Origin of the sequence: Klebsiella planticola (genome assembly GCF_000783935.2) — a bacterium.
GTDB classification, from domain to species: Bacteria; Pseudomonadota; Gammaproteobacteria; order Enterobacterales; family Enterobacteriaceae; genus Klebsiella; species Klebsiella planticola.
Genome location: NZ_CP026047.1, coordinates 4,946,305 through 4,959,519 on the forward strand (window position 1 = coordinate 4,946,305; position 13,215 = coordinate 4,959,519).

13 protein-coding genes are annotated in these 13,215 nt (G+C 61.6%); 4 read left to right on the forward strand and 9 right to left on the reverse strand.

Annotated features, from left to right (window positions below; translation table 11 throughout):
- Window positions 1–36: 36 nt before the first annotated feature.
- From mhpE to MC50_RS23855, 6 genes are read right to left on the reverse strand one after another with little or no spacing between them, the layout of a single operon-like run.
- Window positions 37–1,053 (reverse strand): 4-hydroxy-2-oxovalerate aldolase, encoded by a 1,017-nt coding sequence (mhpE, locus tag MC50_RS23830; RefSeq protein WP_032687168.1) that lies wholly within the window; start codon window positions 1,051–1,053, stop codon window positions 37–39.
- Complete coding sequence (gene mhpF / locus MC50_RS23835; protein WP_047665074.1) at window positions 1,050–2,000, reverse strand: acetaldehyde dehydrogenase; 951 nt, start codon at window positions 1,998–2,000, stop codon at window positions 1,050–1,052. Before mhpF ends, mhpE begins: the two co-directional genes overlap by 4 nt.
- Entirely contained in the window at window positions 1,993–2,799 is an 807-nt protein-coding gene (gene mhpD, locus MC50_RS23840; protein ID WP_047665075.1) for a 2-keto-4-pentenoate hydratase, read from the reverse strand. The genes mhpF and mhpD overlap by 8 nt, the downstream gene beginning before the upstream one ends.
- 9 nt (window positions 2,800–2,808) lie before the next feature.
- Entirely contained in the window at window positions 2,809–3,675 is an 867-nt protein-coding gene (gene mhpC, locus MC50_RS23845) for a 2-hydroxy-6-oxonona-2,4-dienedioate hydrolase (RefSeq protein WP_047665077.1), read from the reverse strand.
- A 17-nt stretch (window positions 3,676–3,692) separates the two neighbouring features.
- Window positions 3,693–4,637: a 2,3-dihydroxyphenylpropionate/2,3-dihydroxicinnamic acid 1,2-dioxygenase gene (gene mhpB, locus MC50_RS23850; protein WP_047665080.1), complete on the reverse strand. Its 945-nt coding sequence runs from the start codon at window positions 4,635–4,637 to the stop codon at window positions 3,693–3,695.
- Between the two features lies 1 nt (window position 4,638).
- Entirely contained in the window at window positions 4,639–6,303 is a 1,665-nt protein-coding gene (locus MC50_RS23855; RefSeq protein ID WP_047665082.1) for a bifunctional 3-(3-hydroxy-phenyl)propionate/3-hydroxycinnamic acid hydroxylase, read from the reverse strand.
- 188 nt (window positions 6,304–6,491) lie between these two features.
- Between MC50_RS23855 and MC50_RS23860 the strand changes: the two genes are divergently transcribed.
- The 4 genes from MC50_RS23860 to MC50_RS23875 all read left to right on the forward strand — a co-directional run bounded on the left by MC50_RS23860 (window position 6,492) and on the right by MC50_RS23875 (window position 10,201).
- Entirely contained in the window at window positions 6,492–7,298 is an 807-nt protein-coding gene (locus tag MC50_RS23860; RefSeq protein ID WP_032687353.1) for a DNA-binding transcriptional regulator, read from the forward strand.
- Window positions 7,299–7,396: 98 nt separating this feature from the next.
- Window positions 7,397–8,458 carry an ABC transporter substrate-binding protein gene (locus tag MC50_RS23865; protein WP_032687162.1) on the forward strand — a complete coding sequence of 354 codons (1,062 nt, stop codon included), beginning with the start codon at window positions 7,397–7,399 and terminating at the stop codon, window positions 8,456–8,458.
- A complete protein-coding gene (locus MC50_RS23870) occupies window positions 8,448–9,452 on the forward strand; it encodes a FecCD family ABC transporter permease (protein ID WP_032687161.1) in 1,005 nt (334 codons plus the stop codon). Before MC50_RS23865 ends, MC50_RS23870 begins: the two co-directional genes overlap by 11 nt.
- Window positions 9,452–10,201, forward strand: a complete 750-nt coding sequence (locus MC50_RS23875; RefSeq protein WP_047665084.1) for an ABC transporter ATP-binding protein — start codon at window positions 9,452–9,454, stop codon at window positions 10,199–10,201. Before MC50_RS23870 ends, MC50_RS23875 begins: the two co-directional genes overlap by 1 nt.
- On the opposite strand, the gene MC50_RS23880 is transcribed toward MC50_RS23875, so the two are convergent.
- From MC50_RS23880 to MC50_RS23890, 3 genes are read right to left on the reverse strand one after another with little or no spacing between them, the layout of a single operon-like run.
- Entirely contained in the window at window positions 10,188–10,925 is a 738-nt protein-coding gene (locus MC50_RS23880) for a substrate-binding domain-containing protein (protein ID WP_047665086.1), read from the reverse strand. The genes MC50_RS23875 and MC50_RS23880 overlap by 14 nt on opposite strands.
- A gap of 59 nt (window positions 10,926–10,984) precedes the next feature.
- Window positions 10,985–11,821, reverse strand: coding sequence for a shikimate dehydrogenase family protein (locus MC50_RS23885; protein ID WP_032687158.1), 837 nt, complete (start codon window positions 11,819–11,821; stop codon window positions 10,985–10,987).
- 11 nt (window positions 11,822–11,832) lie between these two features.
- Window positions 11,833–13,155, reverse strand: a complete 1,323-nt coding sequence (locus MC50_RS23890) for an MFS transporter (RefSeq protein ID WP_032699529.1) — start codon at window positions 13,153–13,155, stop codon at window positions 11,833–11,835.
- Between the last annotated feature and the right edge of the window lie 60 nt (window positions 13,156–13,215).

The following is a 13,215-nucleotide window of genomic DNA, read 5'->3' on the forward strand; positions in this document are numbered from 1 at the left end:
GTGAAAGGCGGCTGATACGTTGCCAGCCGCCCGTTTTTATTTCGCGCGCTTGAGCAGGTCCAGCGCCACATCGACGATCATATCTTCCTGGCCGCCCACCATCCGCCGCTTGCCCAGCTCGACGAGAATATCGACCGCGCTCAGACCGTAGCGCGCGGCCGCCACTTCGCTATGGCGCAGAAAGCTGGAGTAAACCCCGGCATAGCCCAGCGCCAGGGTTTCGCGATCGACGCGTACCGGACGATCCTGCAGCGGCCGCACCAGCTCATCAGCGGCGTTCATCAGCGCATACAGATCGGTGCCGTGGTTCCAGCCAAGCTTGTCCGCCGCCGCAATAAAGACCTCCAGCGGCGCATTCCCCGCCCCGGCGCCCATGCCGGCAAGGCTGGCATCGATGCGGTCGCAGCCCTCTTCCACCGCGGCGATAGAGTTGGCGACGCCGAGGCTCAGGTTATGGTGCGCATGCATCCCGGTGGCGGTTTCCGGCTTGAGCACCGCCCTGAGGGCGCGGAAACGATCGCGAATATCGTGCATATTCATCGCCCCGCCGGAATCGACCACGTAGATGCAGGTCGCGCCGTAGGATTCCATCTTCAGCGCCTGCTGCGCCAGCTGCTCCGGGGTAGTCATATGGCTCATCATCAGGAAGCCAACGGTATCCATCCCCAGCTCGCGGGCGAAGGCGATATGCTGAGCGGAAACATCCGCTTCCGTGCAGTGGGTTGCCACGCGCACCACCCGCGCCCCGGCCTGATACGCATTTTTCAGGTCGTGCAGGGTGCCGATGCCAGGTAGCAGTAAAGTGGCGATTTTCGCCCGGCTGACCGAAGACGCCGCCGCTTCAATCCACTGCAGGTCGCTGTGCGCGCCGAAGCCGTAGTTAAAGCTCGAACCCTGCAGGCCGTCGCCGTGGGCCACCTCTATCGAATCCACTCCCGCGCTATCCAGCGCCCGGGCAATCTGGCGCACATTGTCGAGCGAGTATTGATGGCGAATCGCGTGCATCCCGTCGCGCAGGGTCACGTCTGAGATATAGAGTTTTTTGCCGTTCATGCTGCGTCTCCCGCCGTACCGTTCATCGCCTGAGCCATTTTTTCCGCCGTCGCCAGCGCCGCCGAGGTCATAATGTCGAGGTTGCCGGCGTAGGCTGGCAGATAGTGCGCCGCCCCTTCGACCTCGAGGTAAACCGCCGTTTTCAGGCCACAGAAGCGGCCAACGCCCGGTAGGTTCACCGGCTTATCTTCCGAGATCACCTCAAACTGCACCTGCTGTTTCAGGCGGTAGCCCGGCACATAGGCCTGCACCGCAGCCGCCATCTCGGCGATCGACGCGGCAATCTCCTGCTGCGACGCCGCTTCGCTCAGGACATAAACGGTATCGCGCATCATCAGCGGCGGCTCCGCCGGGTTCAGTACGATAATCGCTTTACCTTTTGCCGCGCCGCCGACTTTCTCTATGGCCTGCGAGGTGGTTTCGGTGAATTCGTCGATGTTAGCGCGCGTTCCCGGGCCGGCGGATTGGCTGGCAATCGAGGCGACGATTTCCGCATAGTGCACTTTTGCCACCCGCGATACCGCCGCCACCATCGGGATGGTCGCCTGACCACCGCAGGTCACCATATTGACGTTACCCTCGGCAAGATTGGCCTCAAGATTGACCACCGGCACGCAGTACGGGCCGATCGCCGCCGGGGTCAGGTCGATCACCCGGATCCCCGGTTTGGCTTCCCGCAGCGCGGCGTCGTTTTTCACGTGCGCTCCGGCGCTGGTGGCGTCAAACACGAAATCGATATCGGCGAATTCCGCCAGCTGCATCAGGCCGCCGACGCCCTCGTGCGTGGTGGCAACGCCCATGCGCCGGGCGCGGGCCAGACCGTCGGATTCAGGGTCGATGCCGACCATCACCGCCATCTCCAGGTGCTGGCCGTGGCGCAGAATTTTAATCATTAAATCGGTGCCGATATTGCCGGAGCCGATAATGGCGACTTTGCGTTTACTCATCACTGTTTTCCTCTTGCGCGACAAACGTTGCCGCCACTGAACCTAAACCGTCAATGTCGGCGGCAAAGCGATCGCCGGCGTGAATCGCCACCATCGGACCTAACGCCCCGGTCAGCACGATGTCTCCCGCCCGCAGCGGTTCGCCGAGGCTGACCATTTTGCGCGCCAGCCACACCGCCGCATTGAGCGGATGACCGAGACATTCGCTACCCCGCCCGGTGGACACCTCTTCCTCGTTACGCGTCATACGCATGGTGCAGTTTTTCAGATCCAGCCCGGCCGGACGCCGCGCCGGACTCCCCAGTACGTAAACGCCGCAGGAGGCGTTATCGGCGACCGTGTCGACGAAGCCAATCGACCAGTCGCGGATACGGCTACCGACCACTTCCAGCGCCGGCAGTACCCAGTCGATAGCGGCGTACAGCTCATCAAAGGTGGTATCGGCATGCGGCAGGTCGTGTTTAAGCAGCAGGGCGATTTCGGCTTCCACTTTCGGCTGCAGCACCCGGGAGAACGGCACATCGGCGTTATCGCCATAGCACATGTCGGCAAACAGGGTGCCGAAGTCCGGCTGGTCAACGCCCAGCTGCTGCTGCACTTTAGGATGGGTCAGCCCTACTTTGCGCCCCACTACCCGCCGTCCGTGCGCGACGTGGTGCTGGACGTTAATCCGCTGGATGGCGTAGGCCGCCTCCGCATTATCGACGCCGAGAAGATCGCGCAGCGGTTCAATGGCCCGCCCCTGGGTTTCGGCGTCACGCAACCGTTGCGCCAGCTGTTCGAGAGATAACGTTGTCATGACGGCTCCTTATTTGCGCGCCAGAAAATCCAGCACCAGCTGGTTGAAACTGTCGGCATGTTCCCACTGCGCCCAATGGCCGCAGTCACGATAGAGATGCAGTTCAGAACCGTTAATCCCGGCCAGCAGGCGCAGGCCGGCGTCCATCGGTACAAAGCGGTCGTTGCGCCCCCAGACGATCAGGGTTTGGGCGCGGATTTCGCCGAGACGCGGGCTAAAATCCGGGAACTGTTTCGGGTTGGCTTCCAGACTTTTGACGAAATTATCCAGATGATCCCGGCGCGACAGCATATTGTTGAGGCGCGCTTCGAACAGAGCCTCGGTCAGATCGCGGGTATCGAAGACAAAGATATGCATCATCTTTTTCAGGTTTTCGATGGTCGGTTCGCGATACAGGCCGTTCAGCAGCTTGATGCCTTCCGTCGGCATCGGCGTAAACAGGCTCATACCGCCGGTTCCGCCGCCCATCAGCACCAGCTTGCCCACCCGTTCCGGCCAGCTCAGAGTGAAGGCCACCGCGCTGTGGCCGCCCATGGAGTTGCCCAGCAGATGCACTTTGTTGATATCCAGCTGATCAATAACGCTTTTCAATACCCGGGCGTTCAGGTCGGAACGGGAACCGCGATTGACGATCGAGTCGCTTTTTCCCCAGCCGGGACAGTCCAGCAGAATGACCCGGTAGCCCGCCTCGACCAGCGGATCGATATTGCGGCTGAAGTTCGCCCAGCCGGTGGCGCCGGGGCCGGAACCATGCAACAGGACCACGGTTTCATCCCCCTGGCCGCAATCATTAAAATGGATGCGTAGTGTTTCTCCGCCCTCTTCTACGTTGAGGAATCGGCTGGTGTCGGCTTCAGTTTGCGGTTGGTAGCTCATCATATTCTCCCGTTAATTCAGTTCTGCGCGGCGGCGCTCAGCGAGCCAAATCCGGCTATCCACTCGGGGATGGGTCGGTAATAGCGGCCTTCGCAGCGCCAGCGGCCAAATGCGGATAGCGCGGCAAAGGCGGCCACCCAGGTCTTAATTTCGTGCGTCGATTTGCCGGCCATGGCCGACAGCTCTTCGTTACTGACCGCATCCAGCTCCGTCAGCCGTCCCTGCTCGAGCAGGCTCATAAAGCGGTTGTCCCAGACGGGATTGAGCGGATAGAGCGAGTTCTGGTCCTCGATAAACTGTTTCGCCGCGCTAATGACCCGCTGCTGGCGCAGTTCCCGCTCGTCCGGCGGCAGCTGTTTGCCGCTGCCCAGCAGCCGGTCGCGCATATGGGCATCGGCTTTCGCCAGTTCCGGCACCGGCGGCTGATGCGACAGTCCGCCGGAGCCGAGGATTAATACCCGTTTGTTGAGGGTGGTCAGGAAGCGGCCGATGGCTTCGCCCAGCATGCGGGTGCGCTGAAATCCCGGCAGCGGCGCTGCGACGCCGTTAATAAATACCGGCAGAACCGGCAGCGTATCGAGGCCGCCAAGCAGGAACTCCAGCGGTTGCGCAAAGCCGTGATCCACCTGCATACAGTAAGAGACCGCCAGATCGATCCCGTCCTTCATCACCGCGTGGGCGCAGGCTTCCGCCAGCGCCGTCGGCACCGGCAGAACGCCGCTGGTGCTGCTGAAATCACCGATAGAGGTCGCGCCGATGCCTAAACAGAAGGGCGGCATCACATCGTAGAAAAAGCCGTTGTAGTGATCGGGGGCAAACAGCACCACCAGCTCCGGGTCGAAGGCGGCAATCCGCGCCCGCGCGTCGGCAATGGCGCCGTTAACTTCGTCCAGTACCGCCTGTTCCGGGTCCACGTAGCCCACCAACGGCGTATGCGAGAGGCAATGAAGATAAGCGTTCATATCAAGCCACCTGTTCAATCGTTGTTGCCATCTTCGCGGAGGCCAACTGCATCTTGCTGGCCAGCGCGTCGAGCTTTTTGCTCAGGGTTTGCGGGATGGCCACGGTGGCGACGAAGCGATCCGGACGCACAACGGCAATCGCGGTATCGTGCTGCGCGAACCAGCTTTTCAGACGGTTTTGCGTATCGCCGACGCGGATAACGCCGGGCACGTTGTCCTGATCGCAATGAATCTGTACCTCCGGCACCACCTGAATAAACCGCACCCCGACCGCGCGCCACTGGGCTATCTGCCCGGCATTCAGCCCCCATTGCGGGTTGCAGCCCCAGGCGATAATGGCGAATCTGGCGCCAATCACCTCATCAAGCAGCGTCACCTGCCCGTTTTCCAGCGTGACCTTCGGCTGGATAAACATTTTGCCTGCCGGCGATGTTTTGCCTTCGCCTTCCGCCAGCAGCGCGCCGTCGCGATACTGCGGCATCGGCTTGAAACGCATCTCGAGGAAGTAGCGTTTGACCGGCGGCAGATAGTTCAGCAGCCACGAAATCCCGTCGCGCACCGTGCCATGCCAGCGTTTCGCCGGCGCCAGCACGTTGCCGGCGGTGACCGAGAGATCGATCATCGCTTTGGCGTGATCGCGCCGCTCTTGTTGGTAGCTGTCCAGCAGCGCCTCTCCGGCTTTACCATTCACCACCAGCGCCAGTTTCCAGGCCAGGTTGAAGGCATCGCGCATGCCGCTGTTATAACCCTGTCCCTGCCAGACCGGCATGATGTGGGCGGCATCGCCCGCCAGCAGCACGCGATCGACGCGAAAGCGTTCGGCGATGCGCGCGTTATGGGTGTAGACGCGCTGGCGAATCAGCTCGACGTGGTCGGGGTCCGGCAGCACCTTGCTCAATAGCTGGCGCATCTTGTGCGGCTCGCTGAGCTGGGCTTCGGTTTCGCCGGGCATCACCATAAATTCGAAACGCCTTATGCCGTGCGGCAGCGCAGCGGAGACATACGGACGCACCGGGTCGCAGCACAGATAGACGTGCGGCGTCGCCAGCGGGTCGTTGGCGATATCGATAACAATCCATTGATTCGGCGCGGTTTGACCTTCGAAGGGAATATTCAACGTGCGGCGAATGAAGCTGGCGCCCCCGTCGCAGGCGACCAGCCAGTCGGCGCGAACGGTTTCCCGCTCGCCGTCGCTGCCTTTTACGTTCAAGGTGACACCGTCACTATCCTGAGTAAAAGCTTCAACTTCACGGGAAAACAGGCAGCGCACATGGGAAAAACGGCTGAGGCCGTCATACAGCACCGCGTCGACATGCGGCTGAATAAACGCGTTACGTCGCGACCAGCCAAACTCGTCGGTCATCGGTTGAATATCGGCAAAGCAGCGCCCTTTCGGCGTCAGAAAACGCATCGCGTGCCACGGCGTGGTATGCGGGAGAACATTGTCCACCAGCCCGATGCCCTGCATCGCGCGCAGCGATTCATCGTCGATGCCGATAGCGCGCGGGTAATCAATCAGCGCGTCGAGCTTTTCGACAACCACTACGCTGACACCCATCTGACCAAGGTAATTGGCCATCATCAGGCCGACCGGCCCCGCGCCGGCGATAGCGACCTGGGCGGTGTGCTGTACAGCGGGTTGAATATCCGGATTCGATGTTGTCATTTCAGAACCTCACGACTCAGACAAGGTACCTGGCGTCGCAAACTGACGCCCGGCACTTTGTTAAATAGATGTGAATATATTTTTATAGTGAGGTCAGTATAGGGTCGGCCGGATGCGCTACAATCAAAACATCACCGGATGTGCACCAGGTGCACATCGTTGTTTATCTGGATATTTATCGAGGGAACATGCGCGAAAACAGGCAGGCGGATTACAAAACGGTCCGCGGATTGAGCCGGGGGTTGTTGTTACTTAATTTGTTAAATAAATTCGATGGCGGGGCCACGATCGGCACGCTGGCTGAGTTTAGCGGTCTGCATCGCACCACCGTCAGGCGGCTGCTGGAGACATTGCAGGAGGAGGGTTACGTTCGCCGCAGTCGATCCGATGACAGCTTTCGTTTAACCCTCAAAATCCGTCAGTTGAGTGAAGGATTTCGTGACGAACATTGGATTTCTGCCCTCGCCACTCCGCTGCTGGGAGAGCTGTTGCGCGAAGTGCTGTGGCCGACGGATATCTCCACGCTGGATGTTGACGCGATGGTGGTCCGTGAAACCACGCACCGCTTCAGCCGCCTGTCGTTTCATCGCGCGATGGTCGGCCGTCGGCTCCCGCTGCTGCTGACCGCCTCGGGGCTCACCTGGCTGGCCTTCGCCCCGGAACATGAGCGCCAGGCGATGATCGAGATCCTCGCGGCGCGTCCGGAAGAGGAGTATCAGCTGGCGCGGGAGCCGGAAAAGCTGGCGGCCATTCTTGAGCGCACGCGACGCCAGGGCTACGGCGAAAACTTTCGCGGCTGGCAGCAGGAGGAGAAAATCGCCTCCATCGCCGTACCGATCCGCAGCCAGCAGCGGGTTATTGGTTGTCTGAACCTGGTTTATATGGCGAAAGCGATGAGTCTTGAGCAAGCGGCGCAGAAATATCTGGCGCCGTTGCAAAAAGTGGCCGCCCAGATCGAGTCGCGAATGACCGAGGAAGAGGTTTTTTACGAGTAAACTTGTCCTGAATGGGTAGACAGGCCGGTTAGAATTGCTTCCGCCAACGCTATATATTTTAATATACGACGATTCTTCTCACCTAACCGAGTCCTCTCATGTCAAAACGACCCCGTTTCTTACCGGGGCTGACGCTGCTCAGCGCCTGCCTGTTTGCCGGTCATGCCTTTGCCGACCGTACCGTCACCGACCAGCTCGGCCGCGAAGTGACGCTTCCAGACCACATTACCCGCGCCGTCGTTCTCCAGCATCAGACCCTCAATCTGCTGGTGCAGCTTAATGCCGCCGACGAGATTGTCGGCGTGATGAGCAGCTGGAAAAAGCAGCTTGGCCCTGCTTTCGCCCGCTTTATGCCGGGGATTGAACGGCTGCCGACGCCGGGAGATTTAACCCAGGTCAATATCGAGAGCCTGCTGGCGCTGCATCCGCAGGTGGTGTTTGTCGCCAACTATGCGCCGCAGGCGATGATTCAACAGATTCAGAACGCCGGGATCCCGGTGGTGGCTATCTCGTTACGCCAGGACGCCGCGGGTGAAAAAAACAAGATGAACCCGTCGATGGCCGACGAAGAGCAGGCCTATAACGAAGGGTTAAAGCAGGGTATTCGCCTGATTGGCGCGGTGGTCGATCGTAAAGACCAGGCGGAAACGCTCATTCGCACCACCTTTGCAGCGCGCAAAGAGGCCAACGCGCCGGTCGCCGATATCCCCGACGACCAGCGGGTGCGCGTCTATATGGCCAATCCAGACCTCAATACCTACGGCTCCGGCAAATACACCGGCCTGATGATGAAACATGCCGGCGCGCTGAACGTCGCGGCGGCCACGGTCAAGGGCGCGCGTCAGGTCTCACTGGAGCAGGTTTTACAGTGGAATCCGCAGGTGATCTTTGTCCAGGACCGCTATCCGCAGGTGGTCAAACAGATCGAATCCGATCCGCAGTGGCAAGGGATTGACGCGGTAAAAAATCACCGCGTCTGGCTGATGCCAGAGTATGCCAAAGCCTGGGGTTACCCGATGCCGGAAGCGCTGGCTCTCGGCGAGCTGTGGATGGCCAAAAAGCTCTATCCTTCCCGCTATAACGGCGTGGATGTTGATGGTAAAGCGCAGGAGTACTACCAACGATTTTATCGCGTGAAGTGGACGCCGGATGCTCAGTAATCGTCACCCGGCGCTGCTGCAAGGCGGGCTGGCGCTGGCAACCTTGTTGATTGCTGTCGCCTCGCTCTGCGCCGGCCAGTATCACCTGAGCCTGAGCGAGGTGTTCAGCCAGCTGGGACATCTGTCGCCCGCTGACGGCGTGGCCGGGCAAATCGTCTGGTCGGTGCGCCTGCCGCGCGTCATCATGGCGCTGCTGGCCGGCGGCGCGCTCGGTCTGTGCGGCGCCACGCTGCAGGGCGTGTTCCAGAACCCGCTGGTGGATCCCCATATCATTGGCGTCACCTCCGGTTCCGCGTTTGGCGGCACGCTGGCCATCCTGCTGGGGCTGGACACCGTGCTGATGATGACCTCCACCTTCGGTTTCGGCCTGCTGGCCCTCATGCTGGTGTACCTGATTGCCGCGCTGCAGGGGCGGGAAAATACGCTGGTGCTGATTCTTTCCGGGATTATTCTCAGCGGTTTTTTCGCCGCGCTCGTCAGCCTGATGCAATATCTGGCCGACACCGAAGAGACGCTGCCGAATATTGTCTTCTGGCTGCTGGGCAGCTTCGCCACCGCCAGCTGGCACAAAGTGGCGCTCATGGCGCTACCGATTCTCGTCAGCGCCACGATCCTGATCGCGCTGCGCTGGCGGATCAACCTGCTGGCGCTGGAGGAGAAAGACGCGCGCGGTCTCGGCGTTTCGGTCACCGCGCTGCGCCGCGGCGTGCTGCTATGCTGCGCGGTGCTGGTGGCCGCACAGGTGGCGGTCAGCGGCAGCATCGCCTGGGTGGGGCTGGTGATCCCGCATCTGGCACGGCTGCTGGTCGGCGCCGACCATCGCCGTCTGCTGCCCACCGCCTTCTGGCTCGGCGGCGGATTCATGATCGTGGTCGACGATCTGGCCCGCTCGCTGACCCAGGCAGAGATCCCTGTCGGGATCATTACCGCGTTGCTCGGCGCCCCGCTGTTTACCTGGCTGCTGATCCACTCACGTCGTCGGGGGATGGTCTGATGAACATGTCGCTTCGCCTGGCGGAACTGCGCTACGGCCACCGTCAGCCGCTCTTCCGGCCGCTCAACCTGCAGTGCCTGCCCGGTGAAATCTGGGCGGTGCTCGGCGCCAACGGGCGCGGGAAAAGTACCCTGCTCGACACCCTCACCGGCGTGCTGCCGCCGCTTGGCGGGAGTTTCCACAGCGAAGGTGGGATAGCGATTGTGCCGCAATCGTTCCGTCCGGCGTTCAACTGGCTGGCGCGGGAGGTGGTGTTGCTGGGCCGCGCCCGGCAAGTCAGTCTGTTTGCTCAACCGGCCGTTGAAGATGAACGCCGGGTTGAGGAGGCTTTACGCCAGCTGGGCATCCCCGACCTCGCGGACCGCGCGTTTTGCTCACTCTCCGGCGGCCAGCAGCAGCTGGTGCTGATTGCCCGCGCGCTGGTGGGTGCCAGCCAGAATATCCTTCTGGATGAGCCCTGCTCGGCGCTGGACCTGTCCAACCAGCAGGTAGTGCTGCAGCTCATCAGCGACCTGGCCCATCGCCAGTCGCGCACCGTGCTCTTCACCACCCACGACCCCACCCATGCCCTGCAGGTCGCCAGCCATACGCTGCTGCTACTGCCGGACGGCGAGTGGCTGGCGGGACGCTCCGGGGAAGTGCTTAGCGAGCCGCATCTGCAACGCGCCTACGGCCTGGCGGTACGTAAAATTGAGTACCCCGGCTCAGACTCGCCGCTGCTGGCGCCGCAGTTTACTATTCGGCGTTAGCCGGTAAAAAACCCGCGGCCTGCAGATACTGCTGCCCTTCCGCGCCGAGAATAAAGCGGCACAGACGCTGCGCCCCGGCGCTCTCGTCGAGCGTCGTCAGCTGATAATCGGCCTGGATATTCCACGGCGCCGGGATCGCGACCGTCCGCAGATCGTCAGCCATCGCCATTTGACTGGCGTAATGGGCATAGCCAATAAACAGGTCGGTTAACCCCTCGCGGATAAGCCAGGCTCCCGCCGTTTCGCCCGGCGGGACGCTGAGCGACTGCCGTCCCCCGACCAGCTGCTGAGCGCGGGCCATCATCGCGCTACCGGCGCCCGGGAAGCGGGCTTCAATGCGCTCAAACAGCTGCCAGGTATAGTCGCCGGACGGGTCGCAGCCCGGCGTCGATGTAGCCAGACGCAACTGCGGGTTAGTCAGGAGCGTCAGCCAGTCGTCTCTCTCGCCGGAGGCGGTGCGACGGGCGGTCAGCATCAGCTGGTTGCGGGCAAACGAATGACATTCCCCCGCCCTGCCGGCCTGGCGCAGCGCCTGGGGATGCTGGCGGTTGGCAGAGGCAAATACCGAACACGCCGCCCCGCCTTCAATGCGCTCGCGCAGTAAACCGGCAGGACCAAAATGGGCCTCGACCAGAATACCGCTTTGCTGATGGAAACGTGCCAGCAGCGGGATAAAAGCCCCTTTCAGGCTCCCCGCTGCCAGCAGAACGACTGCGTTGGTCATCGTGATTGCTCGCTAAACGCCCGGAAACAGAGCGATATATTAACCGGGCCGCCAGCGATTCAGTAGCGAATTTCCGCCAGTTCGCGCAGCTGTTCCGGGGTCGCTACCGGTAGGTTGAAGAAACGCAGATAGGCCGGGATCATTTCAAACAACATGTCGGTTCCGCGCTGAACCGGGCAGTCGCGCGCCTGAGCGGCCTGCAGCAGCGGCGTAAAAGCCTGGGTCATCACCACTTCCCCTACCCAGGTACCGGGCGTCAACCGCTGCGGGTCCAGCGGCAGCGGGTCCCCCGCCTTCATTCCCAGCGGCGTGGCGTTTACCACCAGATCGTGCCCCTGCGGGTCACGCTGCATCAGGCTGATATCCAGCAGCGGGTAGTGTTGCAGCAGACGGGCCGCCAGCGCATGCGCAGCATCGGCGTGGCTATCGTAGAGCGTCAGAGCGCGCACCCCCGCCGCTGCCAGCGAAGCGGCGATTGCCGATCCCACGCCGCCGCAGCCGACCACCAGCGCCCGCGCCCCCTCAGGCTGAAAACCTTTACGCCGGATACCGAGCACGAAACCGTCGCCATCGAACATATCGCCGCTCAGAGTGCCGTCGGCCTCGCGGCGAATGGCGTTGCAGGCGCCAGCAATGGCCGCCGTGGGGCTGAGGCGATGCACCAGCCCGCAGGTGGCAATTTTGTGCGGCATCGTGACCAGCGCACCGATAATATTGGTCAGCGTAAACAGCGCCGGAACCACCGTCGCCAGCGCCTCCGGCTTCACGCCCGTGGGCACCACCTTGACATCCACCTGCTGTCGGTCGAACCACGGGTTGTAGATCATCGGCGCCTTAAAACCGCCGGTCGGATAACCCAGATGCGCGATCAGCTGCGTATTACCACTAATTATCATCCCCAGCTCCTTTACTGCGATAGCTCGATGCGTTTGACATCGCCCAGAATAAACAGATACGCCACGACGCCGAGCAGCGCGGCGCCGCCGATATAGATAAGCGCATAGAAGAAGTCGCCGAAGGCCGCGACGATAAAGCCAATCACCAACGGCGTGAGGATCCCCGCGAAGTTAGCGCAAAAGTTAAACAGGCCGCCGGTCAGGCCGCCCAGCCCTTTCGGCGCGATATCGGAGATCAACGTCCAGCCCAGCCCGACCATTCCCTGACCAAAGAAGGCGAATGACATCACCAGAATCACCGCCAGATCGCTGCTCAGCCAGTTGGCGGAAATAATGCTGCTGGCCATCAGCAGACCGGCAACGATCGGCAGCTTACGCGCGAGGTTGGCCGAGCCGGTAGCCTTCAGCAGTTTGTCGGAGATCCAGCCGCCGAACATCACGCCGCCGGCAGCGGCAAGGAACGGCAGAATGGCGAAGATTCCCACCTTCAACCACGGCATATGCCGCGCGGTGGCCAGATAGGTCGGGAACCAGGTGAGGAAAAACACCAGCACCGTATTGCCGGCAAACTGGCCGATGCTGGCGCCCAGAATCTGCCGTTTCCCCAGCAGTTGACGCACCAGCGGCCAGCTGAAAGCCGTCTGCTGGTCGCTCGCCGTCACCAGACCGCCGCCGTTGACAATATGCTCTCGCTCCTGCTGGCTGAGGCGTTTGTCTTCATGCGGTTCGCGGTAGCAGCGCCACCACACCAGCGCAAACAGCACCCCGACAGCGCCGACGCTGATAAACAGCGCCCGCCAGCCGAAACTGCCCATAATCCAGAACAGCAGCGGTGAGAAGCAGGCCAACCCGAGGTACTCCCCGACGGTATAGACTGCCGTTGCCTTGGCCCTCTCCTGCTGCGGGAACCACGCGCTGACCACCCGGCTGTTCACCGGGAAACAGGGCGCCTCGCTGACCCCCAGCCCAAAGCGGCACAGCAGCAGGGTTTTCAGCCCTATCGCCATGCCGTGAAACAACGTAAACAGCGACCACAGCGTCAGCGACAGGAAATAAGTCACTTTATTGCCGAAACGGTCGAGGAACAGGCCGCCGGGAATTTGCGCCAGCGCGTAGGTCCAGGCAAAGGCGGAAAACACGATCCCCATGACCGCGGCATCAATCCCCAGTTCGGAAGTTAAACTGGGGGCCGCGATGCCCAACACCGTCCGATCGAGGTAGTTAATCATCGTGCCGATAGCCAGCAGCGTGAGGATCCCCATTCGCCGCCGGGAGCGCGGCACGGCGGTCGCGGCTTGCGCCGCTGCCGTGTGATTCTGGCTGTACGCGTTCATAGTCGTTTTCCTGTCATAGGGTGCAGATGAATGTTGTTATTGTATTGGCGATGCTGTGCT

Coding starts and splice junctions, on each gene's coding strand:
- mhpE (WP_032687168.1), bottom strand. CDS start 1,053: ATGAACGGCAAAAAACTCTATATCTCAGACGTGACCCTGCGCGACGGG.
- mhpF (WP_047665074.1), bottom strand. CDS start 2,000: ATGAGTAAACGCAAAGTCGCCATTATCGGCTCCGGCAATATCGGCACC.
- mhpD (WP_047665075.1), bottom strand. CDS start 2,799: ATGACAACGTTATCTCTCGAACAGCTGGCGCAACGGTTGCGTGACGCC.
- mhpC (WP_047665077.1), bottom strand. CDS start 3,675: ATGAGCTACCAACCGCAAACTGAAGCCGACACCAGCCGATTCCTCAAC.
- mhpB (WP_047665080.1), bottom strand. CDS start 4,637: ATGAACGCTTATCTTCATTGCCTCTCGCATACGCCGTTGGTGGGCTAC.
- MC50_RS23855 (WP_047665082.1), bottom strand. CDS start 6,303: ATGACAACATCGAATCCGGATATTCAACCCGCTGTACAGCACACCGCC.
- MC50_RS23860 (WP_032687353.1), top strand. CDS start 6,492: ATGCGCGAAAACAGGCAGGCGGATTACAAAACGGTCCGCGGATTGAGC.
- MC50_RS23865 (WP_032687162.1), top strand. CDS start 7,397: ATGTCAAAACGACCCCGTTTCTTACCGGGGCTGACGCTGCTCAGCGCC.
- MC50_RS23870 (WP_032687161.1), top strand. CDS start 8,448: ATGCTCAGTAATCGTCACCCGGCGCTGCTGCAAGGCGGGCTGGCGCTG.
- MC50_RS23875 (WP_047665084.1), top strand. CDS start 9,452: ATGAACATGTCGCTTCGCCTGGCGGAACTGCGCTACGGCCACCGTCAG.
- MC50_RS23880 (WP_047665086.1), bottom strand. CDS start 10,925: ATGACCAACGCAGTCGTTCTGCTGGCAGCGGGGAGCCTGAAAGGGGCT.
- MC50_RS23885 (WP_032687158.1), bottom strand. CDS start 11,821: ATGATAATTAGTGGTAATACGCAGCTGATCGCGCATCTGGGTTATCCG.
- MC50_RS23890 (WP_032699529.1), bottom strand. CDS start 13,155: ATGAACGCGTACAGCCAGAATCACACGGCAGCGGCGCAAGCCGCGACC.